The organism is Ruegeria sp. YTSC106 (assembly GCF_059609765.1).
Genome location: NZ_JBXWMI010000004.1, coordinates 40,176 through 65,995, shown reverse-complemented (window position 1 = coordinate 65,995; position 25,820 = coordinate 40,176). Strand labels below are relative to the sequence as shown.

Genomic DNA, 25,820 nt, shown 5'->3' with positions numbered 1-25,820 from the left:
AATTTCGCGATGAATGCACATGATGATATTGCTCAATTGAGCACAGTTGTGGCTCGAGCGCGCGCCGCTCAGAAAGCTTACGAGACGGGTGCTAACCAAAGGCGCTATGACCGCGCAGCCGAAGCTGCCGCTTGGGCGATTATGGAGCCTTCTCGCAATCGGGCTTTGGCCGAACTTGCGGTCGCGACAACCGGGCTTGGCAATGTGCCCGACAAGATCATCAAGAACCATCGCAAGACACTTGGCTTGATGCGCGACATCAAGGGCGTGAAAACGCACGGGATTATCAGCAACGACGCCTCCACCGGCATCACCGAAATCGCGCGCCCCATCGGGGTGGTGGGCGCTGTGGTGCCCTCGACCAACCCTGCAGCCACGCCTGCCAACAACATCATTAACGCATTGAAGTGTGGCAACGCGGTGGTTGTTGCCCCTTCGCCCAAAGGTGTGGCCAGCTGCGAGTTGCTTTTGTCCAACGTTCATGCCGAATTTGACAAGCTGGGGCTGAATCATGATCTGGTTCAGATGGTCCCAGCGCCCGGCTCCAAGGTCAAAACTCAGGCCATGATGGAGCTGTGCGACCGGGTGATTTGCACAGGCAGCCAGAACAATGTCCATCGCGCCCAGACCTGCGGTACACCCGCTGTAGCCGTGGGCGCAGGCAACGTTACGGTTATCGTTGACGAGACCGCCGACCTGGAGGCTGCTGCTCAGAAAATTACCGCTTCCAAGACGTTCGACAACGCAACTTCTTGTTCGTCTGAAAACTCGATGATCGTTGTGGACGCGATCTATGAGGATTTCATTGCGGCGCTCGCCAATGAAGGTGGGGCGCTGGTGGAAGACGAAGCTCAGATTGTTTCGAAGCTTTGGCCCGACGGCCATCTGAACCGGGAAGTCATCGCGCAGGATGCCGACAAGATGATTGCGGCGTTAGGTCTGACTGATCAGGTGCCCGAAGACACAAAGTTCCTTGCGGTCGAAACCAAAGGCATCGGCCCGGATCATCCGCTGTCCGGCGAAAAGCTAAGCCGCGTTGCCGCGCTTTACCGCGCGAAGGACTACGAGGACGCGCGAGCTATCGCGGCGCGCATTCTGGACTATCAAGGGGCAGGACATTCCATCGGCATTCACACCGCAGATGACGCGCGCGCGGTGGCATTGGGTGCCTTGATGCCAACCTGCCGTGTCATCGTCAATCAGGCGCACACTTTCGCGACCGGTGGCTCATTCAACAACGGCATGCCCTTCTCGCTTTCGATGGGATGCGGCAGTTGGGGGGGCAATGCGATTGATGAGAACCTGCATTGGAAGCACTTCATTCAAACCACCAAGATCGTTCGGGAAATTCCACCTATCGAACCCACCGTCGAAGACATCTTCGCAGATTACTGGGCGGATGCAGGGGAATGAAGGTGGATGATCATACGCCGCCAAACGGCACCGTCCGCGACTGGCTAGATGACCGGGCAAGCACCGACGGTGATCGCGACGCCTATTTGTTTTTTGACGGCGAACCTGCGCTGACCTGGTCGGATTTGCAGAGCAAAGCAAAACAACTTGCGGAACAATTGACGGCGTTGGGACTGAATAAAGGGACGAGCGTCGCAATCCTGCAGCCAAACGGTCGCAAGGCAATCGAATGCCTTTACGGAGTGCTTTACGGCGGGTTCCGTGCGACGGTGATCAACCTCGTCGCGGGAGACGAGGCTATAGGATATGCGCTGGATCACTGTGAAGCGCGCATTGCACTTGTCGGCGAGGCCCAGGTCAATTTGTTCGAAAGGGTAAGCCCGACGAGAATGTCTCGGCTCACAGAAGCCGGTGACAACAAAGCCCCGGTATTACACCGGCTTGAGCCTGCAGACGACGCACTGCTAATGTACACATCGGGGACAACCGGACGCCCCAAAGGTGTCGTGCACAGCCACGCGAGCTTGTTGGCAGGCGGTTGGACACCAACCGTGGCCCACAGGTTGACGCCAAGCGATCGCGGTCTCTGCGTATTGCCAATTTACCACATCAACGGCTTGTGCGTAACGGTCATAAGCGCATTGGTCTCTGGCGGATCATTGGCGGTGGCCGAGAAGTTTTCAACCAGCAAGTTTTGGGACCAGTGCGAAGAGGCGAAGGCGACATGGTTCTCTGTCGTGCCGACAATCATCTCGCACCTGCTCCACTCTGACATAACCCCGTCATCCAACACCCGGGATCGGTTACGCTTCGGCCGTTCAGCGTCATCCCCGCTTGCACCCGATGTGCAAACTGCATTCGAAGCCCGTTTCGAAGTGCCGATTGTTGAAACCATGGGCCTGACCGAAACCGCCGCCCAGATACTATCGAACCCATTGCCGCCGGGCATTCGCAAAATTGGCTCACCGGGCAAGGCGTTTGGCAATGAGGCATGCATCCTGTCGCCTGATCTGATTCCCCTACCACCTCATCTGCAAGGCGAGATCGCTGTGCGTGGACCAAATGTCATGCGCGAGTATCTCAAGAACCCCGACGCAACCGGCGAAACCTTCACCTCGGACGGGTGGCTTCGAACAGGTGACTTGGGCCATATCGACAACGACGGGTATTTCTTTGTCACCGGTCGACTGAAGGAACTGATTATCAAGGGTGGGGAAAACATTGCCCCTCGTGAAATCGACGAAGCACTGTATTCGCATCCTGACGTAATTGAAGCCGCCGCTTTTGCTCGCCCGTGCAAAACTTATGGTGAACGTGTGGAGGCGGCCGTTAAATTGTGTGATGGCTCCACGTTGTCGTCCGAACAACTTGTCGAGATTTGTGTCCAAAAGCTCGGCGCGTTCAAATCTCCAGACACGGTTTATTTACTGGAAGAATTGCCGAAAGGCCCATCCGGTAAGATCCAAAGGATCAAACTGCCTGAGATGACGCGGTGAGGGTTGAATTCTCGACATAAGTAAGCATCGAGTAGAACGAGTTGTGATGAGGCGCGCACAACTCATTTCAACCTGCCGCCGTTCGGGACTATGAGGGCGGTCTGCGAAAGTTAGCTGACATTCAGACAGACAATGCGAATATCAGCTTCGTCCGCAAAGTAGACGTTCAAGCAAGTTGCAGCGAACGACCGCATTGAGCCCGAAGCAGACGATTTCTTCGCAATGATCGCCAGAGTTAATCTAGCTTTCAGTTTTTAGTTGAACGGACCCCGCCCGGTCCGGAAACACCTCGCGGCTTTCAGTCGACATTAGATGAGCTAGCCAACGATATTCACTGTCTCACAATCCTCTTTATGACCGCATCGCTGGTCTAAAACAGACCCAGCGTGCTTGCAACGTAGCTGCTGATCCATCATCCTCACATAAGAAACGTTGGTGTTTGCGTTGTCAGCTTTTGGTCCGGTGTGGCGAATGCAAATCCAAAACGAATTGCAACGCGGAGGACGATCTATGCCGATTTCAAAAAAACCTTGGACGCGGCGAATAGGTGCGTTCGCAGTACTGACCTTTGCAACTGGAATTGGTCACAGCTCAACTGCTCAGGTGCAAGATGTGCTTCCCGCAAAAGAAGATGTGACGGCCAATTTCGAAACCGACCACTTTTCACCTTATGCAGGACGGAATTTCCCGACTCGGGTATTGTGGGGTGACACGCACTTGCACACGGAAGTTTCGGTGGACGCTGGAACAATGACCCGTATGAGCCAAGAGGAGGCGTTCAGGTTTGCTCGCGGTGAAGAGGTCACTACAACTCATGGACTTAAAGCAAAGCTAGGACGCCCGCTGGATTGGCTGGTAATAGCGGATCACGCTGAAATGTATGGGCTGATGCCTCAGCTTCTCTCTGGTGACCCGGACTTGCTATCACAACCACAAGCCAAGGCATGGTATGATGAATTGGTCACAAATGACCCTGATCGGATCTTCGCAACGGCTATGGAGATCGTTGCGTCTCTTTCTCAACCGACTCCACCTTTCGAAGGCACTAAGGCCGTAAAAAACGCTTGGAGAAAGTACACAGCATTGGCGGAGCGCTACAATGAACCGGGCGTTTTTTCGGCTCTCATTGGATATGAGTGGACCTCACAGGGAGGCGATAACATTCATCGCAACGTGATATTCCGCGATGGTGCCGACATGGCAAACGCTGTTGTCCCTTACTCCCAGTTTGACAGTCAGAATCCTGAGGACTTATGGGCGCATTTGGCTGAGTACGAAAATCGCACCGGCGGTGATGTGCTCGCCATTCCACATAACGGCAACCTCAGCAACGGCCGCTTGTTTAGCGTTTCAAACTTTGATGGAACGCCTCTCACAGCGGAAATGGCCACCTTACGTGCACGGTTTGAACCGGTCATTGAGACTACACAAATCAAAGGCGACAGCGAGGCCCACCCATTTCTATCTCCCGACGACGAGTTCGCGGATTTCGACACGTGGGATGCGTCAAATCTCAACGGTACGCAAGCCAAGACACTAGATATGTTGCAGTATGAATACTCCCGTGAGGCCTATAAAACCGGTCTAATGTTGGAAGATACAATTGGTATTAACCCCTACAAGGTTGGCCAAATTGGATCCACCGACGCGCATACCGGTATGGCTGCGGTCGAAGAAGAGAACTTTTTTGGCAAACACTCTGGTGTAGAGCCAGAGCCAAATAGGTGGGAGCACGTGGTCATCGAAGCCCCAAACCCGGAGTTTACTATTTATGGGTGGCAACAAGCTTCGGGTGGATATGCCGCTGTCTGGGCAACCGAAAATACGCGTGAGGCGATTTTTGACGCCTTGGAAAGACGTGAAGTATACGGAACCACCGGATCGCGAATAATGTTGCGCTTTTTCGGTGGATGGAACTTCGAGGAAGAAGACGCAAACTCGCGCCTTCCCGCTGATATCGGTTATGCGAAAGGTGTACCAATGGGCGCCGATTTGCCCAAGCGTTCAGACAACGGCGTGCCAAACTTCCTCGTTGCTGCGCTGAAAGATCCTTTCAGCGGCAACCTTGATCGTGTGCAGATTGTGAAAGGCTGGTTAAATGATGACGGGACGCGTGGCGAAAAGGTCTACGATGTGGCCTGGAGCGACGACCGACAACTTGGCGCTGACGGTAAGCTGCCGTTAGTTGGCAACACAGTAGACGTAGCAAATGCAACTTGGACCAATACCATTGGATCGCCTGAGTTGCTTGGCTTCTGGCAAGACCCTGATTTTGACCCAAGCCGAAGAGCTTTTTACTATGTTAGGGTGTTAGAAATACCAACTCCACGATGGACCGCGTATGAAGCAAAACGCTTTGAAGTTCAGATGACAAACGACGTGCCTATGGTTACAACCGAACGGGCTTATTCCTCACCGATTTGGTATACTCCGGGCGGTCAATAAACGCAGCGAACCTTCTCCAATGCGCAGCTGGCTGCTGTTTAATCAAATGTTTGCGCGATCCGATAGATGCGTTTTAAGAGCTGTATTCCAATGGCTGCTTTGTCCCGCATGCGAGACGTTGCACAGAGACGCAGAGATTGTCCGGATTGGATTTCGGCCGATTTGAGTGATTTGAACGTCCGCTTTCGAGAAATCGCGCTGTAGTGCCGCTACTCGTTCCAACTTTTGGTGGGCTCGCGACCACCAAACTCGCCGCATGAGCAAAAGGCGGCTTCGTCCGCAATGCGGACATTGGGAGGAATTCACCCAACGTCAGCTTCGAGCCGAAAGGGTCCAATGCTGCGCGATTAACGAAGGTCAGCTTGACGAGGCAAAGCGCCAAACGTTTGCCAGTCGAATATTGAACATAGGCGCGCAGCTATACTCATGCTATTTTTAGGAAGGATTTGTAGGACGGGAAGCTGTTGGACCGCCAGCACTCAAAAGAGATTGACCGTGTCTTAAGCGGGTTCGATACAGGGCGAGACCGACTTGTCGCGGATAGCTGGCAGCGCTGTGTTGAAACCTATGGAATGGATCCCTCACGACAGGAACCAGCGCACATCCTCCCGGACACCAAATTCCGTGAACATCTGGAACAATCCGAACGTCTGATCGCAACGGCGCGTTCGGGGCTGCAATCCCTGTTTGCGCAGGTGGCAGGGCAGAACTACGTCCTGCTGCTTGCGGATGCAGATGGTGTCTGCGTCGATTTCTTTGGCGACCGAAACTTCGAGGACGAGCTCAGAACAGCGGGTCTTCATCTAGGATTCAAGTGGACGGAAGAGTTGGCAGGAACGAACGGGGTGGGGTCGTGTATCGTTACAGGTCAGCCGGTTACGATTCATCAAGGCGATCATTTTTCAATCACGCATACGCCGCTGTCTTGTACGGCAGCACCTATTTTTGACACCAAAGGTGGACTTGCGGCTGTTCTGGATGTGTCTTTGTTGCGTGGACCCTCGCCTAAGGCATCGCAGAATCTGGCCATGACATTGGTGACGAATTCCGCACGTCGCGTCGAGATGGCAAACCTGATGGCATCGACCCGGCGCGATTGGGTCCTGCGCTTTTCTGCCAGCCCCGAATTTCTTGAGGTCGATCCTGAAGCGGCGGTTGCAGTGGACGGAGGCGGCAAGATCATCGGTATGACTTCGGGGGCCCGATGTGCACTGGACCCGGACGGTTCGGGCCACCTGATCGGGTCGCAATTGCAGGACTGGCTTGAAATCAGTGTTGATGACATGCCCGAATTCATGCGCGGTAGACCGTCCGAAGACCGCGTTCTACACCTCAAGGATGGGCGCGCGCTCTATGGTCATGCCGTTGCGCCACAGACGCCGCAGATGACGGCAGCCCTGCGCAAACGCGAACAGGTTCTGCCTGGTGCCCTTGGCAGCTTTGCGGGGCCGGATGTGGGCCTTCAGCAACTTTTGAACAAGGCTGCCCGACTTGCGCCGACAAATCTGCCGCTTTTACTGACCGGTGAAAGCGGGACGGGCAAAACCAAGCTGGCGCGCGCGATCCATATGGCCGATCCCGCGACACAGGATTTCCACACCGTGATCTGCTGCGACACTCCGACATTCAGCTTCTGCCATGCTATCGAACCTGGCACACTGTTCCTGCGCGGCGTTGAAGACCTAAGCGAGCCTGCGCAGGCCTCTCTTTTGGCAGTGCTTGAGCGGCGCGCTGATCTGAGGATCATCGCCTCATGCCGGCAGCCCCCGGCAGGATTGCAGGGCGGTCTGCGTGAAGATCTGCTTCACCGGATTGCGGGGGCCACATTGTCTCTGCCGCCTTTGCGCCACCGTGCGGATTTGGATTGGCTAATTGATCGTCTGCTCCGACGGTTTGCCAGCCATGATATTCGCCTGTCGACCGCTGCCCGCGCCGATTTGAAATCACGGTTGTGGCGCGGAAATATTCGTGAACTGGAACATCTACTGCAAAGTTCGGTCGCCCTGTGTGGGGACAACATCATCGACTTAACGGATTTGCCCGCCCCGGCGCTCGCCCCTACGCAAAAGCAGGAATCAGATGATCTGGAAACACTTTTGCGTGCTTGCGATTGGAACATGTCTCAACTGGCAAGGCGCCTTGGTGTGAACCGATCGACGATCCTGCGCCGTATGCGAAAAGCCGGGCTTAAACCGCCCGCTTAAACGAACACGTACCCGTGTTGCGCCCTTGTTGCGCGCGCAACAAGCTATGGCGTTTTTGGACCGCACCAAGTGTTGATTCACCAAATCCGCTTGCCCGAAGGGTCACGGATTTGCCAGCCTTCTGCTCCGTGGAGATAGGGAGGATCACATGCTCGACACAACACTCTCGGATCAGGTGCAGGGGTTTCTGGATGACTTCGGTGCGGCTTTATCCAAAGGCGATATCAGTGCCGCGTGCGATATGTTCCAAGACGATTGCTATTGGCGCGATCTGGTCAGCTTTACCTGGAATATCAAAACGGTCGAAGGCAAGGCGCAGGTGGCAGATATGCTTTCGCATCAGCTGGTCACAACCAAACCGAGCGGTTGGAAAGTATCCGAAGGTGAGGTGCCCACCGAAGACGGCGGAATAACCACCTCATGGATCGAGTTCGAAACCGGATTGGCACGCGGCTACGGGTTGCTGCGCCTCAAGGATGGCAAGATATGGACCTTGCTGACCACGATGGTCGAGCTGAAAGGTCATGAAGAGCCCAAAGGGTTCAACCGCCCACTTGGGGCCAAGCATGGTGCGGGCAAACACAGGTCCACATGGGCCGAAGAACGGGCGCAGGAAGAGGCTGAACTGGGCTACAAAACACAGCCCTACTGCGTCATCATCGGCGGTGGTCAAGGTGGGATCGCCATGGGTGCGCGGCTGCGTCAGCTGGGTGTTCCGACGATCATCGTTGAACGGAATGACCGGCCCGGCGACAGTTGGCGCAATCGCTACAAATCCCTCTGCCTGCATGACCCGGTCTGGTACGACCATCTGCCCTATATCAAGTTCCCGGAAAACTGGCCCGTGTTCTCGCCCAAGGACAAGATCGGTGACTGGCTTGAGATGTACACCAAGGTGATGGAGCTGAACTATTGGACGCGCACGACGGCCAAATCCGCCACGTTCAATGAAGACAAGGGCGAATGGACCATCACTGTGGACCGGGACGGCGAAGAAGTTGTGCTGCGGCCCAAACATCTGATCATGGCGACGGGGATGTCCGGCAAGAAACGCATGCCTGATTTTCCGGGTATGGATGTTTTCAAAGGCGAACAGGTGCATTCGTCGGAACATGAAGGTCCCGACAAATGGGCCGGTAAGAAGGTCGTTGTGGTGGGGTCCAACAACTCGGCCCACGATATCTGCGCGGCGCTTTGGGAAAACGATGCTGACGTGACAATGGTGCAGCGGTCCTCAACCCATATTGTCCGCTCGGACACCCTCATGGAAATCGGACTGGGCGATCTCTATTCTGAACGTGCGGTGCGGTCAGGCATGACGACCGAAAAAGCCGATCTGATCTTTGCGTCGCTGCCCTATCGCATTCTGCACGAATTCCAGATTCCGGCTTATGCCGCGATGAAAGAGCAGGACAAAGAGTTTTATGACGGCCTTGAAAAGGCGGGATTCTGGCTGGATTGGGGCGATGATGACAGCGGCCTGTTCATGAAATACCTGCGTCGCGGATCGGGCTATTACATTGATATCGGGGCCAGCCAGTTGATCATTGATGGCGAGATCAAACTGAAACGCGGTCAGGTCACTGCGCTTGATGAAACCGGAGTTATCCTTGATGACGGAACGCATCTGGATGCCGATCTGGTGGTCTATGCGACCGGGTATAATTCGATGAACGGTTGGGTCGCGGACCTGATGGGCCAGGATATGGCAGATCGCCTTGGGAAATGTTGGGGTCTAGGCTCTGACACAACCAAGGACCCGGGGCCTTGGGAAGGCGAGCAACGCAATATGTGGAAGCCGACACAGGTTCCAAACCTTTGGATGCATGGTGGAAACCTGCATCAGTCCCGGCATTATTCACAGTTCCTGGCGCTTCAAATAAAGGCCCGGATGGAGGGTATCCCGACGCCGGTCTACGGCTTTCAAGAAGTGCATCACCTCAGTTAAAGCATGCGCTACAATCAATAAGCGGACTTTCATTTTTTTTCGTTTGAAAGTCCGCTTTGTCCGCATTGCCGACTCTGGAGGAGGGCGACGTGAAGGTCCGCTTTAGACACTGCGAGTACCCTGAACAGCCAAAGCTGCAAAAAAAACACATTGAAGAAGGGCACGGTTTGATCCGCGCCCTTTTTCTGTTCGTTTTGGGTGCCTTTAGCCGCTTACCCCTTGGGTTCCGGATCTGGTCTTGCCATCACCTTCGGCTTGCTCTTTTTTAACCCCCCGCAGTTTCTCGACTTCTTGGTCGATGCCTGCTGGGCGCAGCGGATGACGCTGTATCTTTTTTTCGGCGCCGATTTTGGCAACGGCTTCAAAGAGCACGAAGACTTTGCGCCCGAAGGCATCGTCTTCCGTCGTGGCTTCAAGGAATGCAGGCAGCGTATCCGCAAAGGCCTCCATGATTTTTGCGGTGTCCTCGGCTTGCGCTTTGCCGATGTCTGCAATGATTCCGAGCGCGCGAAATTGCGTCGAGGAGAGGTTTGTCAGTAGATTCATGAGAAGTCCCTCTTGTTTAACATAGTTTTTTGAGAGCACTTGCTCCCTGTGAAAGCCGGTGGGGGCTTCTCGCCGCCACCGACACTCATAACGTATGTTCGTTGGTCTTTAGCGAGAAAAAAGTTTGAGGGGAGTTTGACACCTTTAAACCTCGGGATCCTTGTTTTGCCCTGGTTTGTGCCATTTATTGATCGCGCGCTGGAGTGTCGTGATGCGCCCCACCAGTGACCGACGCGCTTTGATGATCTCTTTCTTCGCGCGGTCCGGAAGGGATGCCGACGCTGCGACAATCGCGTTATCCGCCGCTTTGATCTCTTCAAAATCCGCCTGCACCTCAGCTTGGGCTTCCTGCCATGCCTCCTCGCGGGCTTTTATGCGCAATGCAAGAAATGCTCTTCCAAACAAGCGCGCGGCGAAGGATTTGCCATTAGGCTGCGTCATCTCCGCCAGCGTTTTGGGGTCGCCCTCCGCGACGGCCTTTGCGGTCTGTATCACGGTCGCGGCTTGTTTCTCGCGTTTGCCTACGTGGGCTTCACGCTCTGTCAGTTGCCATTCTTTCTCTTCCCGCCATTTGCGCGGGCTAACGTGCTCCACATACTCCGGAAAGCTCGCGAGTCCCTCGTTCTCATTGGCGCTTGATGTCTGATCATTGCGATGCTGATGCACCGCGTCTCGCAATGCCTGCTTGCGCCGCTCTCCGCGCTTCAATCCAAGCTCTGCAAACCAATCTCCAACGCTGTCCTGCGCCTTCTCATAATCCTTGATCAGCGGATGCACCGATGGCTGCAGCATCTTGCGCCCGTCTTTGGTTTGTGAGCGCGGCAACACAACCGCGTGGATATGATAGGTGGTCTCATCAAGATCAGCCCGTGCGAGAATGACATCATCTCCAAAGCTGTCTTTGAGCCACGCCACAGCCGCTTGCTCAAATTGGTCCTGGCGACTCTCACCAAACAGGTGATCTATGTTGTCGTGATCAAACGCTGCAAAGCAGTCCTTGTGGGCTGTGATGATCACCTCACGCAGAGGACCATGACGCGTTGCACGTCATACAAAGTGCCAATGCCGCGCGCCGTCTTGCGGTGCGGATAGCCCAGGAGAAGATTTTCTCTGCGCGAGACCTTGATGCGTTGGAGTGTGTGCTGATGGGGCTGATCGAAGTTGTCGATACTCGACGGCGCACCGAGTTTATCTCGGATGAGAACCACGTGCGCGGCGGCTACCATATCGAAAAGCTGGAGCCGAAGGCGCGGGATCTGGAGAGCAAGATCCAGCCCCTGATCTCGTTGCGCACAACCCTGCAAACACTTGGCCGACTGCGTCGATCCGAGCAAATCGTGCTGACGCTGCGCGGCCAAGATATGACCTGACCAGCAACGATCCGGAAGCGCAATGGCGCTTTCGGATCAAAGCATCCAAACTGTTTTTTCAAAAATACCTTCGGTCCCAAGTTCCGACTGCCACTCTCGGCAGACACCAACACAGGGACCCGACATGGGCCGTTCACCCCTTCAGTTCACCGCCCAGGCCGCCAACGCGCCGCAGGGTGCAAGCACCCAAACACAGATCGCCCTGCGCGGTCTGCTCAAGCTGTTGGCGCGCGCCTAAGTGCAAGCCATCGCGTCGCAACCCGGCGCCAATTTGAACCACCCCATCAAGGATACGCCATGACTCTCCGCGCCGTCGTTTATGCTCGCCATAGCTCAGACTTCCAGAAAGCCACCTCGATCGAAGATCAAATTGCCATGGCGGAACGCTTCTGCGGGCGTCAGGGCTGGACGATTGTTGATATCTTTGAGGGCCGAGAGAAGTCAGGCAAAGACATGCGTCGTCCGGGCTTCCAGGCGATGAAGGCGGCAGCGGCAGCTCAGTCTTTTGATGTGGTTGTGGTAGAAGCTATCGACCGTCTCACACGCAAAGTCAAAGATGCGTTGAGCACGTACGACTTCTTCATGCTCCAGAATATCAAGCTGCATTCGATCCAGGAAGGTGAGCAGGACTTCATGAAGGTGCTCTTTGCGGGCTTTGGCGCGCAGATGTTCAGCCAGAAGATCTCGGATCATACCCGCTGCGGCATGCAGGGCGCGCTCACGCGGCAGCGCTTGCACACCCGTGCGTTCGGCTACCGAAAGCGTGAGGTAGAAACCGGCACCAACCGGGAGATCAATCCCGATCAGGCGCATATTGTGCGCCGTATCTTCGAAGAGTTTGCAACCGGTCATTCGGCGCAGTCGATTGCCGAAGGCCTCAACAAGGACCGTATCCCGGCGCCCAAGGGTGGCTCGTGGGATGGCTCCACGATCCGTGGCAATCCGTCTCGAGGAAGCGCAGGGATATCTGGCGATGCTCATCGACAAGATCACGCTGATGCCGGAAAAGGGAGCGCAAAACGGGTTGCAAGCCGAGATGCATCTCAGAAGCGGGGCATTGTTGGGTGGCAGCTCCGAGGACGAACCCGTTGTTGTCCCCTGTTGAGAGTGAGGGCGAGGAAACGGGCGGGAAGAAGACATTCGCTGCTGACGCATAAATCGCCAGGCACTGAGTTAGAAGCGGACATTCAAGTTATCAAACGTTCGATCAGTTGAAAGTGGGGCACGGCCAATTTAGAGCTATACGATGATCTTGTGCAATGAAGCGCCCTGAAGGTTACGAGATGATTGAATGCCGCAGATTGTGTGCCCACGAGCGACGCCAAAAAATCCTGCGGCACGACCCCAAATGCGAGTTACATTCGCCCGCTTAATATCTTCGCCAAATCAGGTTCTGTCTTTTGGGTTTGTTCGAGGTCCAGCGAATTCTGAACATGAAGAATATGGTGACGTATGGCGTCTTCGGCCGCTTGCGGCTGGCCATCTGCAATCGCGTCAATGATCGAAGTATGTTCGTCATCCGGGCAGGTGGCATTGCGGTTTGATCCGAACAGGGCAACGATCAGTGAAGTGCGGGTGACCAACTCTCGCAGAACGCGGGTCAGAACCGAGTTCTTGTGACATCGCGCCAGTTCGACGTGAAAGGCACCTGAAAGACGGATCATTTCAGTCCTGTCATCATCATTTCGTGCAATCTCTTCTTTCTCGACATGCGCACGTAGGGCTTGAACACCCTCATCACTGATGCCACGCGCCAGTTCTCGCACGATACCAGTTTCAATCATCAGACGGGCAACAAAGACCTCGCGGGCCTCATCGGCGCTGGGGCAGGCAACATACGCACCACGATTGGAACGCAGATCGACGATCCCCTGGCTACTTAGCAGCAACAGCGCGCGGCGCACGCGCATTCGGCCGACGCCGAAGGTCTCACACAATGCCAGTTCGCTCAGCTTGGTTCTGGGAGCCAGTTTCTGCTCCATCACCGCAGAATAGATCCGATCAACGATCATTTGTTCATCAGGATCGGTTCGCAGGGTGCTTAGCTTGTCTTCAGATTCGTCCGTCATCTCGTTTCATTCCAGTGGGGTAGGCCTGAAATTTGTTAATAGCTGTAAGGCTTTCTTCTTACAATATATCGGAGTTTTGTTGACAATATCAATATTGCGCACAACAAAAAGTGTTGACAGAAATTGTTAACAATGCAGAACTTGACGCGTTCACCGGGATTCGACCGATGAAACAGTCTATTTTTGCAAGCGCCCGAAAGAGGCGCCGATACCTCAGTAGGGAGGAAATAATGAAACGCAGAACTCTGATGAAATCATCGGCTGCTTTGGCGCTGGCCGCATCCGTGCTTGGATCGGCCGCCTGGGCCGAGAACCCGGTCCTTAAGATAGGCTTTGTTGGCGTGACCTCTGGTCCGGCGGCGGCCTGGGGCATTTCCAATCAGCGCTCGATGGAAGCGCGAGCTGAATGGATCAATGAGGCTGGTGGTTACAAAATTGGTGACACCACCTACGATATCGAAATCGTCTCGTTTGACGATCAGAAAGACCCCAAGCGCGCCATCGCCGGTATGGAAAAGATGGCGCAAGAAGGTATCCACTATGTGGTCGGCCCCAACGTGGATGACGGTGCCGCAGCGGTGCGTCCGGTCGCCGAAGCGCAAGGGATAATGTATTTCCCCTATGCCTTCCCGAAAGAGCTGTACTCGGCCCCCGCATCGAATGCCGTTCTAGGTATGGTTGCCAATTATCAGTCCGGTCCCGCGATCTATAAATACCTCAAGGATGAAAAGGGCGTGAAGTCTGTTGCTTTCGTCGCCGCGAACGAGTCCGATCCGCTGAGCCAGCGGGATGGCGGTATCGAAGCGGCCAAGGCGTTGGGGCTTGAGGTTGTTTCCGACAACGTGACTTATCAGGTGGACACCACCGATTTCACGCCGGTGTTGACCCCGGTTATGCGCACGCAGCCGGACTTGCTGGTTCTGTCCGGCGTTTCCCCGGCCAATGCGCCGCAGCTGATCCGTTCAGCGCGCGAGCTCGGGTTCCAGGGTATCATCTCAACCGAAACCGCGCAGGATGCGACGGTTCTGCGTGAAGGGGCAGGCGATCTGGCCAATGGGTTCATTTCGGTTGGCGGCGCGTCAACGCCCGAGATCGCATCGGATGACATGAAGGAATTCGTCAAACGCTATACTGATATGTTCGGCGAATATAACGACGAGTCCAACACCAAAGTCTATGCGCTGGAATACATTCTGGCGACATTGAATGCGAACCCGGCTGGTATCGAGGATGTCGCGGCGTTCCAAGCCACGATGGACACGTTCGAGGCCCCCAATCCGTTCATGAAGGGCGACGCCAAGATGCGCTATGTGGGCACGACGTCGTTCGGACAAAAGCGTCAGATTGCCGTTCCACTGGTCGTCAATGTCTATCAGGACGGTGCGTTTGAAACGCTCTTTGTCGCTGAAGTCGACTGAGGCAATACTCCCAACCAAGGCAAAAGCCTACCGAGCCACTGACCTCCCGGGCTGATCTCCAGCCTGGGATACCCGAACCTTACGCGGGATACTCATGGAACAGATACTAGCAAATGGCATCTATCTGGGCGCGCAATATGCGATGATCGCCCTTGGATTGACGCTGATTTTCGCCCTGATGAACGTGCTGAATTTTGCCCATGGGCAGATGTATGTTCTTGGCGGTTTTGTCACCTATACGTTTTACGGACAGCTGGGCTGGCCGTTTGTGCTGGCGCTTTTGGCGTCCTGTATCACACTTGCAGTGCTTGGCGCATTGATTGAGCGTTTTCTGTTTGCGCCGGTCATACGTCGATCTTCCCGCGAGGAGAGCACAATGCTTCTGGCGGCAGGTTTGGCGTTCTTTTTCGATGCGATCATCTTGCTGGTCTTTGGCGAGAAGCAACGCGGTGTTCCCAAAATCGTCGACGGTGTTTTCAATTGGGATTTCCGATTGATCATGCCCTATGATCGCATCCTGATCTGCGTTTTGGCCATCCTGTCGATCATCTCGTTTATCTTGTTCATGCAGTATTCCAAAACTGGCCGAGCGCTGCGCGCGCTGGCGCAAGATCGGACGGCGGCGCAGTTGATGGGGGTCAACGTCGCCCGGTATTCGATGATCGGTTTCGCCCTGGGTGCCATGCTGGCCGGTCTGGTTGGTGGATTGCTGGTGACGATCACCGGCGTTAATCTTGGCATGGGCGGACCGACCTCGATCAAAGCCTTCATGATGGTGATGATCGGAGGTGCGGGTGTGATCTCAGGCGCGATTGCGGGCGGGATTATCCTTGGCTTTCTCGAAGCCATTGGTCTGGCCGTCCTCTCGCAGTATGGCGATATCACCTATCTGCTGATTTTCGTCTCGCTGATGATTTTCCTGGCCATCCGTCCGCAGGGGCTGATGGGCAAACCGTGGGGATAACACAGTGCCGAAACTCAACATGATCCAATGGGTCGGCTTGGCTATCTTCCTGCTGACCGTCTTCATCGCAATACCTGGTTTTATCACGGCATCGGGGCGGTCCGACCTGTATTATACTCTGACCTCGGTGGCGCTCTTGTCTATAGCCAGCGCAGGAGTTTGGCTAACTTTCTATATCGGGCGCATCAATATCGGTCAGGGGGCATTTGCCCTGATCGGGGCCTATGTTTCAGCCGTTTTGGTGACCAAGGCCGGTATGTCCTTTTGGCTGTCGCTGCCGCTGGCGGGGCTGTTCGCCGCCGCTGTGGCGGTTGTGATCGGGGTTCCGATCCTGCGCCTGCGCGGTGTCTACTTTGCCATGATTTCACTGGTGCTGACGCAGGTGGTCACCCTGACCGCGCTGGCGTTGCCAATTACGAATGGGGCCAAGGGTATCACCTCGATCCCGCTGCCCGGAGGGGTGTCGGTTCTGGGCCTGACCCTGATCCCGGATTTCGCGACGCTGGAAAACCCAAGGCTTGCCTTCTACTACGCCGCCAGCGTGCTGATGGTGCTGACCTTTGCCGCCATGTATCGGCTGGCGAATTCGCGGCTTGGCCATCTGTGTCGGTCGATGCAGCAGAACGAGGAGTTGGCCAGTTCTATCGGCGTCAACATCTCGTACATCCGGGTCATCGTGTTCGCGATCTCGTCCTTTCTGGGCGGTATTGGCGGGGCGATGTTCGGCTCAATCGCACAGTCGGTTTACCCTTCCAGCTTTCAGGTCGCCGACAGCGTGAACTTCATGCTGAATTGTTTCCTGGGCGGTTTGGGATATGTCTTTGGCCCAATGCTGGGCACGCTGGTTCTGTATTTCGGTTGGGACCTGCTGTTTGAATTGGGTCGCTTCCAATTGTTGGCCTATTCCAGCTTGCTGATCATCCTGATGTTGGTGCTGCCAAACGGCCTGCTGAGCCTTCGCCTTCCCGGTAAGAAGGGGGCCGACAAATGAGTCATCTATTGGAAGTCCGCCATGTCACCAAGAAGTTCGGCGGTTTGACAGCCAACAGCGATATCTCCTTCAATGTCAACGAAAATGAGATCCTGTCGGTGATCGGGCCAAACGGGGCTGGTAAAAGCACGCTGTTCAAGATGATCTCGTCCTTTTTGCCTACAACAACGGGGGAGGTGCTGTTCAAGGGCGAAAGGATTTCGAACCTGAAGCCGCATGTGGTGGCGCGTAAAGGGGTCGTTCGCACGTTTCAGGAAACGACTATCTTCAAGTCGATGACCGTGCGCGAAAGCATCATCGTCGCGCAGCATTTGCGGGCCCGCGCCTCATTGGCGGGGTATTTCTGGGGCACCAGGATGGCGCATGAGGATGTCGACAGCTTTGGCCAATATGCCGACGATCTGATCGAATTCCTTGGCATGACCGAGATCGCCAATGAGCAGGCCTCGAACCTGCCACAAGGGAACTTGCGGGCGCTGGGAATTGCCATTGGATTGGCCACTGATCCCAAGGTCCTGCTGTTGGATGAACCCTTTGCCGGGATGAACCATGACGAAACCATGAAAATGGTCAATCTGGTGCGCAAAGTGCGCGATGACCGGGGTGTTACGGTGCTGTTGGTGGAACACGACATGCCTGCGGTGATGAATATATCTGACCGGATTGTGGTTCTAAACTTTGGCGAAATGATCGCCGAAGGGACGCCTGGGGAAATCCAGAACAACGAAAAGGTCATCGAAGCCTATCTGGGCAGCGCGGATGACGAGATCGGGATCTGAGCCATGACAAAGATGTTGGAATTCAAGGATGTCGAGCTCTACTACGACCATGTCTATGCGCTGAAAGGTGTGTCGATCGATCTGGAGCAGGGAGAAACCGTTGCGCTGATCGGCGCCAACGGTGCGGGCAAAAGCTCGATCCTGCGGGCGATCACAGGGTTGGCTCAGGTCAAGGCCGGCTCGGTTTCTTTTGAGGGTGAACAGATTGACGGTGCCAATCCGGCAGACATCGTATCCAAAGGTATTGCAATGGTGCCCGAAGGACGCCGTGTCTTTCCCTATATGACTGTGAAAGACAACCTGCTGATGGGGGCGTTCACCCGGTCGAACAAAGCAGGCATCCAGCAAACGCTGGATTCGGTCCTGGAACGGTTCCCACGGCTGAAAGAGCGCTATTCCCAATCGGCCGGCACCCTGTCGGGTGGCGAACAGCAGATGATGGTCATCGGACGTGCGTTGATGGCAAAACCGCGCCTTTTGTTGCTGGACGAGCCGTCGCTGGGCATCGCGCCCAAACTAGTGCAGGATATCGCCCGTTCGATCGTGGCCATCAATCGCGATGAGGGTGTTTCTGTGCTGCTGGTCGAACAAAACTCGCGCATGGCGCTGTCGATTTCGCACCGGGCCTACGCGCTGACCACCGGTAATGTCGTTATTTCTGGAAAATCCAAGGAACTTCTGACCGATCCCCGGATCAAAGCCGCCTATCTTGGCGGAGAAGTGTGAGGATGTTGTGAAACTGCTTGTCGTCAATCCCAACACCACCAGTTCCATGACCCGAAAGATTGAGGCGGCGGCCCGGGCTGTTGCGGATCCGGAAACTGAGATCATTGCCACGAACTCGCAAGATGGTCCGGCTAGTATCCAAGGCTATCTGGATGTATCCACTTGCGTGCCTGGATTGTTGGACGTTGTTAAAGAGCATCCGGATGCTGATGCCATTGTTGTCGCTTGTTTTGATGATACCGGTGTTGATGCGGTGCGCTGTGTCACATCGGCTCCGGTTATCGGTGTGGGCGAGGCCGCATATCACGCGGCGTCGATGATCAGTCCAAAGTTCAGCGTCATCACGACATTGTCCCGCTCCCTTGCAGGATTGGAATCGAACCTTTTGCGCTATGGTTTAGACCGCCGTTGCGTTCGTGTTCGCGCATCAGACGTACCGGTTCTAAAACTTGAGGAAAACGACCCGAACACCGTCGACAAAATCAGGGCCGAGATTCGGGCCGCGATTGATGAAGACAGGGCTGAGGCCATTGTTTTGGGTTGTGCTGGGATGACAGACTTGATGTCGCATTTGTCCGAGGAATTTGGTTTGCCGGTTGTTGATGGCGTTGTATGTGCTGTCACCTTCGCGGAGGCGTTGGTCAAAGCCAAACTAACAACGTCGAAGCTCTGTTCTTATGCCTGATCATCACAATCGGGAACTTGCGTTGTGTCGCAAATTATCGAAGTGCGGAAAATACCCGCCCGCCAGACACAGATTTCCCACAACACCAGCAATTTGGAAAAATCCAGGGATCCAAGGTATATCGAATTGCTTCATTCGGATCATGTTCGCAACCTCGATCGTATCTAACTTAGCTTTTGCATGCCCGAAGGATGTGTTTCAGTACATGTGCCAAACAAGCTGATTAGCAAACCGGCGAGCTTGTTCGATCAGGATTTCAAAAATTTCAACCTGACTTCCTGTACATCGGCTGGCCATCCGAACCGCTTCAGGATCTTGTTTACTTTTCAAATATCGGTTCTGCAAAGTTCAGAGCGACCAAGATGTGCGTCTTTGTATTGGCGCGCTTCGGAACGGGTAGGGAGGCACGCTAAGATGCAAAGCAAGCGCTTCTTTGGGGTATGTCCTTCAGCTTTTGGTCTGGGTTTTGGTGACGCGCGAATGGCTGCTTTCGGGAAGCCGCATTGCAGCGAACGAATACTTCTTGGACAGCTGCAAAGGCCCGATTTTGACGTTCGCGCTTGGGCAATGCCCGATAGATCACAATCAGGGTGACAACTTCTCGACCACAACTGAAAGTACAACTAACGAACGGGCTAAGGGCGCTGCCCCCTTGGTTTTGCGGTCTCCCGGCGCTGTGCGCGTTCGCGGTCGAAATCGTCCACTGGACGATTTCCTTTCAACCGCCCCCCCCAGGGTGTTTTTGGCCAGATGAAGAGGCGGATCAGCAGTTCAGGGCTTGGGCTAGGCTTTTGTGGCCTTTGAACGGGCCCAGGTCAGATTTGATCCAGCCGTTGTCATAGGAGACGCTGACGATCCGCGACCAGTCGGCGCTGGCTGCGATCAGTTCAGGGCGGTCGCCGCAGGTGCGCAGGCCGCCGGAAATGAAATCTTCACCGATCCTGTGGTTGGTCAATCCGGGCAGAGCGGCGACTTCTGCCAACCCGCCGTCTTTGAAGCGCCAGATACGCAATGTTTTGGCCAGGTGAGGGAGGTCGATGTAAGCGATCTCGATATGCCCGTCGCCGTCCAGGTCGGCGGCCCCAATCGGGGCGAGCCAGCGGAAGCGGGTTCCGATATGAGGCGTGGCTGCGATCTTTTCTCCGGCGGCGTCGTAGATCGCTAGTTGAGCCCCTGATTTGTTGTGGGATTCAACGACAATTGCTTCGCGTGCACCATCTCGGTTGACGTCTGCCAAGCGCGGAGCGATGTCTTCGAACACGCGATCCTGTGGCAGGCGAACAGTTACGACCGTATTGCCGGTCGTGAATTCCAGCGCGCCATATTCGATAGTGTCACCCAAGACGCCATGGGCGTAACGAGTGGTTGGTTCTGTGAAGCGGGCGTCGTTAATGGTATCTGCTGTGCCAGCTAGTGGCAGCGTGAGCCAAAGTCCAAAAGGTAAGAAAGCGCCGCGCGCCCGTTTTTGCCAAAAGCAGCGGGGCAGCCACGGCGCCTTGTTGTACATCAGATTTGTTTTTCGGGCATCTGAACGACCAGCCCGTCTAGCGCATCCGTGACTTTGATCTGGCAGGTCAGGCGCGAGCGGGCCGGATCGGGCTCGAACGCAAAGTCCAGCATGTCTTCTTCCATGTCATCCTTTGCCGGAATTTTTTCGATCCAGTCAGGATGGACGTAAACATGGCAGGTCGAGCAGGCGCAGGCGCCGCCGCAATCGGCCTCGATGCCGGGAATGTTGTTGTCACGGGCCCCTTCCATGACGGTCAGTCCGTTGGCGACCTCGACTGTATGTTCGGTACCGCCGTGCTCGACATAGGTGATCTTTGCCATTGCGTGCGTCTTCCTTTTGCGATGTTCGATTTCTTCCTTAGTGAAGGCATTTAGGTCTTTCCAGCCTCATTTGCGACTCAGTGCGCCGTGTCTGGACTTTCTTGCTATTTGTTCTATTTTTGTTCTCATGCTTGTTACACCCATTCGCCTTGTGGCTTCAAACCGTGATTGGCCGCGCCCGCCGTCTTGTCTGCCTTCCAACCAACTGGATTCCCCGTCCGAGGGTGCGCGCGTGGCTGTGGCCGGGCTGGTGATCCTGCGGCAGAGGCCGGGGACGGCCAAGGGCGTGATCTTTCTGACGCTTGAAGATGAGACCGGGATCGTGAATGTGGTGGTCTGGCGCAAAATCTACGAACAGTTCCGCCGTGCGGTGATTTCGGGGCGGTTGCTGAAAGTGACAGGCCGTATGCAGCGGGCGCATTCAGTGACCCATGTGATTGCGGAAGAGATCGAGGATATTTCGGGGATGTTGGATGTGCTGGTGCGGGGCGAGGGGTAGGCCAGCTTTCACGGGCAAAAGCCGACGTCTGCGTTGCCGCCTTGCGCGCACCAAGACCTGTGCTCGCCTGGTTGCCCACTGATGCACCGGCGGAACAGAGGCGATTTTTTGCCACTTTGGCGCTGGTTGGTCGACTCTTTGATGCCGCGTGAGTAATGGCAGGCAAATCTATGCGTCGCCTGTGTCAGAATGCAGGCGCGATTGCACGCTACTCACATCATCTCAGAGTCGGTTCAGATGCCCAACGTAACACAACATGGATCTTTCGAAAAAAACGTCCAGCTGGATGAGAGCCAGATAACCAGTCGCCTCGGGGAGCTCTTGGCGCTTACACGCTCAAAGGGATATGTGCATACCGCCAGAATGATCGAAGAAGCATTGAGTGCCCATTCTTTCGAGCACAGACATCTTGGGAACACCCAAAAATACCTCTCGGAATTGCAACATCTAAAGCGCAATGAGATGACACGTTTGGTGGAAGAAACCGGTGAAAAAATGCACTCGGTTCCCAACTTTCGTTCGGCGCGCTCGAAGGTGCCGGGTGGCCTTTCTTTCGATACGAATGAGCGACCCGCAGAACCAGTTGGGACAAACGCGGTAAGGAAAACGCAAGCGGCTTTTGTCCTGACGCCCCGGATGCGCGTTGACCACAGAAATACTGCCGCGTTGCGCAGTGGGGTTTGGAGGAATAGACTGATGTCTTTCCCTGCGGAACCCGAATTCAAGTTTCGCTAGCCGATCCTGCCGCGGCCAAGGCAGCCAGGGTCGATGATCAGCGTCAATCCAAACGGGTTTTCAACGCAGTCATCGTTTGAACAAGACCTCCTGCGCCTGCTTGTCGCGATTGTCTCCACGTAGATCTGCGTGCAGAGCGCGCCCGGCCTGAACGCCGGGGCGGGCGCCGACGGCCTTCAGCCAGCGCGCAAAGTGGGGTTTGTCCTCCAGCACTTGCTGCTGCCCTTCCCACAGGCTGGCCCAGCCCCAGATCGACATGTCGGCAATCGAATAGAAGTCTCCTGCAACGTATTCGTTCTCGGCCAGCCGTCTGTCGAGTACCCCGTAAAGACGACCGACCTCGGCCCGGTAACGGTCTTTGGCGTAGGGCAGGTCCTGTGGGGGGCTCAGCCGAGGGGCGTATTTCAGGAAGTGATGCGCCTGACCGGCCATCGGACCAACGCCGCCCATCTGCCACATCAGCCATTCTTCGACGGCGATCCGATCACGCTCGGTCTTTCCATAGAACCGCCCGGTCTTGCGGGCCAGATACATCAGGATTGCGCCGCTTTCAAAAACCGAGATCGGTGCACCATCTGGCCCGTCTGGATCCACGATTGCTGGCATCCGGTTGTTCGGGGTGATCTTCAGGAATCGGGGGTCGAACTGATCACCCTTTCCGATATCGATCAGATGAGTGTTGTAGGGCAGCTCCATCTCTTCCAGAGCGATGGACACTTTCCAGCCGTTCGGTGTGGGCCAGAAATACAGATCAATCGGGTCAGCCATGTGTTCTCCAGGTGTTGGGGGGATCATGCGGGTTTCTGCCGGCTCGGCAAGTGCCGCTTACGAAAGCGTGACCGAATGCAAGCCGGGCTTGACCGCAAACCGCCCGAGGCGTATTGCCATCCCAGAGCTACGTGGCGATTTGTTACCGGATTGCGGGCCACGCTAAACAACACCGCTAAAAGGTCAGGATGAAAGACCCCTTTCGCTTGGCCGCGTCTGGGGTTTTTTGTTTGCCTCCGCCAGAGGCTGAAAGGAATGAGATGAGCGAGAACTGGAACAAGCGCACACAAGCCGTCCATGGCGGTATCCGCCGCAGTCAGTACAATGAGGTGAGCGAGGCGATTTTCCTGACGCAGGGCTTTGTCTACGAAAGCGCCGAACAGGCCGAAGCCCGGTTTCTGGAATGCGGCCCCGATGAGTTCATCTATGCCCGCTATGGCAATCCGACCGTATCTATGTTCGAACAGCGTATAGCGGCACTTGAAGGTGGCGAGGATGCGTTCGCGACGGCCTCGGGCATGGCGGCGGTCAACGGTGCGCTGACCTCGATGTTGAAGACCGGGGACCATGTTGTTTCAGCAAAGGCTCTGTTCGGGTCCTGCCTGTACATTCTTGAGAACATCCTGACCCGTTTTGGCGTCGAAGTGACCTTTGTGGACGGCACCGATCTGGAGCAATGGCAGGCAGCGATCCGCCCGGACACCAAGGCGGTCTTCTTCGAGTCCATGTCGAACCCAACTCTTGAAGTGATCGACATCGCATCCGTGTCCGAGCTGGCCCATGCAGTCGGCGCCATTGTGGTGGTGGACAATGTGTTCTCGACGCCCGTCTTCTCGCGCGCGATAGAACAGGGCGCGGATGTGGTCGTTTATTCGGCAACCAAGCACATTGACGGGCAGGGCCGTGCGCTGGGCGGCGTCATCATCGGCACTAGGGACTTCATCCGCGGAACCGTTGAGCCGTATCTGAAGCATACCGGCGGCGCGCTCAGCCCGTTCAACGCCTGGGTCATGCTCAAAGGTCTAGAAACCATGGCGCTGCGCGTCAATGCGCAGGCCGACAGCGCGCAAAGGATCGCGGAGGCGCTTGAAGGGCATACCGCGCTGTTGCGTACCCTTTACCCTGGTTTGAAGACCCACGCGCAAAATGCTCTGGTTCAATCGCAACTTGGCGGAAAGGGCGGAACCGTGTTGTCTCTGGATATTAAGGGTGGCAAGGACGCGGCTTTTGCTTTCCTGAATGCGATGACCATTCCTGTGATCTCCAACAACCTGGGCGATGCCAAGTCGATCGCGACGCACCCGGCGACCACCACCCACCAGCGTCTGAGTGATGCACAAAAAGATGAGCTGGGCATAACGCCGGGCCTGATCCGTTTTTCAGTTGGCCTGGAAGACGCCGGGGACTTGCTGGCGGACATCCAGCAGGCATTGGAGGCTTCGCAGAAACAAACTGGAGCACAGTGAAAAGCCTCTTACCGCTTTGGGCGTCGCGTTGTCTGTGAACGCGGCGTCTTTTCGGGTGGTATTCACGGTTGAGGCCTGACCTTTGCGTCTGCGAAAGGCGTAATTCGTTGCAAAATGACGGTTTTGCGCCGGTTTTTTCAATCCGGACTGCTATTTCCTGCGTAATGGGTTAAACTGGTAAGTGACCTGCAGCCGTATATATTCTGCCGACCATTCGAGGAACCGCAGCCGATGAACGTTCACCCGCGCGACATTGATGATACTCCGGATCAGGAAAAAGCTGCCGAGGCTCTGAAGGTTCTGCGGCAATGGGCGGAATCTGCGACGGCATCCGAGATCAGCCAACTGGATCCGGCTATTGCGCGGCTGGTGCCCAGCATGACTGCGGTGAACTATCCTTCGCTCTCGCGCGAGTACCCGGATGGTTTCTCAGTTGACGCGGATTACCGCGCGACATTGCCTGATTTGCAAAACGGTCCGTCCAGCCTGATCCGCGGTGCCAAGCAGCAGATCCAGCATGTCGGCATCTCGAATTTCCGCCTGCCGATCCGATTTCATCGGAAAGAGGGTGAAGACCTGACGCTTGAGACGTCAATCACCGGTACCGTCAGCCTTGAGGCCGAGAAAAAGGGCATCAACATGTCCCGGATCATGCGGTCATTCTACAAACATGCTGAGCGCACATTCAGTTTCGAAGTGATGGAGGCGGCGCTTGACGACTACATGACCGATCTGGACAGTTTCGATGCCCGTATCCAAATGCGGTTTTCCTACCCGGACAAGATCAAGAGTCTGAGATCGGGTCTGGAAGGGTACCAGTATTACGACATCGCTCTGGAACTGGTGGAATCCAACGGTGTGCGCCAGAAGATCATGCATCTGGACTATGTCTATTCCTCAACCTGCCCGTGCTCTTTGGAACTGAGTGAACATGCCCGTTCCACGCGGGGACAATTGGCGACACCGCATTCGCAACGTTCTGTCGCGCGGATTTCCGTGGTCGTCGATTGCGACGCCGATTGTCTGTGGTTTGAAGACCTGATCGAGCTATGCCGACGCGCGGTTCCGACCGAAACGCAGGTCATGGTCAAACGTGAAGATGAACAGGCTTTTGCCGAGCTAAACGCCGCCAATCCGATTTTTGTCGAAGATGCGGCGCGCTTGTTCTGCGCTGAATTGCTGGCAGATCATCACGTCGGTGATTTCCGGGTTGTCGCCAGCCATCAGGAAAGCCTGCACAGCCACGACGCCGTGTCGATTCTGACCGAAGGAGCAACCTTTGCGGCATCCAGCTTGGATCCAAGACTGTTCACCACCCTGTTTCACGTTGGGTGAATACACCTGCGTAAGCGGTTAGAATTTAATCAGAGATTTCATCTGTAGGCGCTCCTTTGCCGCAATGCAGCAAAAATGCTGCATCTGCGCGGTTTTTTGTTGTATGTCCATAGGGAATGCAGCAGCCGTTGTA

The 25,820-nt window shown here is 55.4% G+C and carries 22 protein-coding genes and 1 riboswitch; of the genes, 16 read left to right on the top strand and 6 right to left on the bottom strand.

Annotated elements, in window-relative coordinates:
- Window positions 1–9: 9 nt before the first annotated feature.
- The 5 genes from sauS to AC2FEB_RS06825 all read left to right on the top strand — a co-directional run bounded on the left by sauS (window position 10) and on the right by AC2FEB_RS06825 (window position 9,506).
- The gene (sauS, locus tag AC2FEB_RS06845) at window positions 10–1,413 is read left to right on the top strand and encodes an acylating sulfoacetaldehyde dehydrogenase (RefSeq protein WP_496675033.1); all 1,404 of its coding nucleotides are present in this window, start codon (window positions 10–12) and stop codon (window positions 1,411–1,413) included.
- On the top strand, window positions 1,410–2,909 hold the full coding sequence (locus AC2FEB_RS06840; protein WP_496675035.1) for an AMP-binding protein: 1,500 nt from the start codon (window positions 1,410–1,412) through the stop codon (window positions 2,907–2,909). The genes sauS and AC2FEB_RS06840 overlap by 4 nt, the downstream gene beginning before the upstream one ends.
- A 510-nt stretch (window positions 2,910–3,419) precedes the next feature.
- On the top strand, window positions 3,420–5,354 hold the full coding sequence (locus AC2FEB_RS06835) for a DUF3604 domain-containing protein (RefSeq protein ID WP_496675037.1): 1,935 nt from the start codon (window positions 3,420–3,422) through the stop codon (window positions 5,352–5,354).
- 464 nt (window positions 5,355–5,818) lie between these two features.
- Window positions 5,819–7,558 (top strand): sigma-54-dependent Fis family transcriptional regulator, encoded by a 1,740-nt coding sequence (locus tag AC2FEB_RS06830; RefSeq protein WP_371415298.1) that lies wholly within the window; start codon window positions 5,819–5,821, stop codon window positions 7,556–7,558.
- Between the two features lie 148 nt (window positions 7,559–7,706).
- Window positions 7,707–9,506, top strand: a complete 1,800-nt coding sequence (locus tag AC2FEB_RS06825; protein WP_496675039.1) for an NAD(P)-binding domain-containing protein — start codon at window positions 7,707–7,709, stop codon at window positions 9,504–9,506.
- 204 nt (window positions 9,507–9,710) lie between these two features.
- Here the strand turns inward: AC2FEB_RS06825 and AC2FEB_RS06820 are convergent, their stop codons facing one another.
- The gene (locus AC2FEB_RS06820; protein WP_496675041.1) at window positions 9,711–10,052 is read right to left on the bottom strand and encodes a hypothetical protein; all 342 of its coding nucleotides are present in this window, start codon (window positions 10,050–10,052) and stop codon (window positions 9,711–9,713) included.
- Window positions 10,053–10,196: 144 nt separating this feature from the next.
- Window positions 10,197–11,069, bottom strand: a complete 873-nt coding sequence (locus tag AC2FEB_RS06815) for a plasmid recombination protein (RefSeq protein WP_496675043.1) — start codon at window positions 11,067–11,069, stop codon at window positions 10,197–10,199.
- Window positions 11,070–11,092: 23 nt separating this feature from the next.
- On the opposite strand from AC2FEB_RS06815, the gene AC2FEB_RS06810 reads away from it, so the two are divergent.
- Together AC2FEB_RS06810 and AC2FEB_RS06805 are read left to right on the top strand one after the other, a co-directional pair.
- On the top strand, window positions 11,093–11,422 hold the full coding sequence (locus tag AC2FEB_RS06810) for a hypothetical protein (RefSeq protein WP_496675045.1): 330 nt from the start codon (window positions 11,093–11,095) through the stop codon (window positions 11,420–11,422).
- A 297-nt stretch (window positions 11,423–11,719) separates the two neighbouring features.
- A complete protein-coding gene (locus tag AC2FEB_RS06805; protein WP_496675047.1) occupies window positions 11,720–12,637 on the top strand; it encodes a recombinase family protein in 918 nt (305 codons plus the stop codon).
- Window positions 12,638–12,777: 140 nt separating this feature from the next.
- Here AC2FEB_RS06805 and AC2FEB_RS06800 read toward each other — a convergent pair whose 3' ends face one another.
- A complete protein-coding gene (locus AC2FEB_RS06800; protein ID WP_496675048.1) occupies window positions 12,778–13,491 on the bottom strand; it encodes a GntR family transcriptional regulator in 714 nt (237 codons plus the stop codon).
- Window positions 13,492–13,721: 230 nt separating this feature from the next.
- Here AC2FEB_RS06800 and AC2FEB_RS06795 point away from each other — a divergent pair, with 230 nt between their 5' ends.
- The 6 genes from AC2FEB_RS06795 (at window position 13,722) to AC2FEB_RS06770 (ending at window position 19,054) form a co-directional block, all read left to right on the top strand.
- Window positions 13,722–14,909, top strand: a complete 1,188-nt coding sequence (locus AC2FEB_RS06795; RefSeq protein ID WP_205511943.1) for an ABC transporter substrate-binding protein — start codon at window positions 13,722–13,724, stop codon at window positions 14,907–14,909.
- Between the two features lie 94 nt (window positions 14,910–15,003).
- Entirely contained in the window at window positions 15,004–15,873 is an 870-nt protein-coding gene (locus AC2FEB_RS06790; RefSeq protein ID WP_299896066.1) for a branched-chain amino acid ABC transporter permease, read from the top strand.
- Window positions 15,874–15,892: 19 nt separating this feature from the next.
- Window positions 15,893–16,864, top strand: a complete 972-nt coding sequence (locus AC2FEB_RS06785; RefSeq protein WP_496883991.1) for a branched-chain amino acid ABC transporter permease — start codon at window positions 15,893–15,895, stop codon at window positions 16,862–16,864.
- Window positions 16,861–17,643: an ABC transporter ATP-binding protein gene (locus AC2FEB_RS06780; protein WP_496675051.1), complete on the top strand. Its 783-nt coding sequence runs from the start codon at window positions 16,861–16,863 to the stop codon at window positions 17,641–17,643. The genes AC2FEB_RS06785 and AC2FEB_RS06780 overlap by 4 nt, the downstream gene beginning before the upstream one ends.
- A 3-nt stretch (window positions 17,644–17,646) precedes the next feature.
- Complete coding sequence (locus AC2FEB_RS06775; protein WP_117869351.1) at window positions 17,647–18,369, top strand: ABC transporter ATP-binding protein; 723 nt, start codon at window positions 17,647–17,649, stop codon at window positions 18,367–18,369.
- A 7-nt stretch (window positions 18,370–18,376) separates the two neighbouring features.
- Window positions 18,377–19,054, top strand: coding sequence for an aspartate/glutamate racemase family protein (locus AC2FEB_RS06770; protein WP_496675053.1), 678 nt, complete (start codon window positions 18,377–18,379; stop codon window positions 19,052–19,054).
- 763 nt (window positions 19,055–19,817) lie between these two features.
- Here AC2FEB_RS06770 and AC2FEB_RS06765 read toward each other — a convergent pair.
- Together AC2FEB_RS06765 and AC2FEB_RS06760 are read right to left on the bottom strand one after the other, a co-directional pair.
- A complete protein-coding gene (locus AC2FEB_RS06765) occupies window positions 19,818–20,396 on the bottom strand; it encodes an FG-GAP repeat domain-containing protein (protein WP_496883924.1) in 579 nt (192 codons plus the stop codon).
- Between the two features lie 164 nt (window positions 20,397–20,560).
- Window positions 20,561–20,884 (bottom strand): 2Fe-2S iron-sulfur cluster-binding protein, encoded by a 324-nt coding sequence (locus tag AC2FEB_RS06760; RefSeq protein WP_117869348.1) that lies wholly within the window; start codon window positions 20,882–20,884, stop codon window positions 20,561–20,563.
- A gap of 127 nt (window positions 20,885–21,011) precedes the next feature.
- On the opposite strand from AC2FEB_RS06760, the gene AC2FEB_RS06755 reads away from it, so the two are divergent.
- Window positions 21,012–21,383, top strand: a complete 372-nt coding sequence (locus tag AC2FEB_RS06755; protein WP_496675057.1) for an OB-fold nucleic acid binding domain-containing protein — start codon at window positions 21,012–21,014, stop codon at window positions 21,381–21,383.
- Window positions 21,384–22,187: 804 nt separating this feature from the next.
- On the opposite strand, the gene AC2FEB_RS06750 is transcribed toward AC2FEB_RS06755, so the two are convergent.
- Window positions 22,188–22,886, bottom strand: a complete 699-nt coding sequence (locus tag AC2FEB_RS06750; protein ID WP_496883923.1) for a glutathione S-transferase N-terminal domain-containing protein — start codon at window positions 22,884–22,886, stop codon at window positions 22,188–22,190.
- Window positions 22,887–23,007: 121 nt separating this feature from the next.
- Window positions 23,008–23,085: riboswitch (SAM riboswitch) on the top strand.
- Window positions 23,086–23,146: 61 nt separating this feature from the next.
- Here AC2FEB_RS06750 and metZ point away from each other — a divergent pair.
- Both metZ and folE2 read left to right on the top strand, forming a co-directional pair.
- A complete protein-coding gene (gene metZ, locus AC2FEB_RS06745; protein WP_496675059.1) occupies window positions 23,147–24,352 on the top strand; it encodes an O-succinylhomoserine sulfhydrylase in 1,206 nt (401 codons plus the stop codon).
- Between the two features lie 231 nt (window positions 24,353–24,583).
- Window positions 24,584–25,687 carry a GTP cyclohydrolase FolE2 gene (gene folE2, locus AC2FEB_RS06740; protein ID WP_496675061.1) on the top strand — a complete coding sequence of 368 codons (1,104 nt, stop codon included), beginning with the start codon at window positions 24,584–24,586 and terminating at the stop codon, window positions 25,685–25,687.
- The last annotated feature ends 133 nt before the right edge of the window (window positions 25,688–25,820 follow it).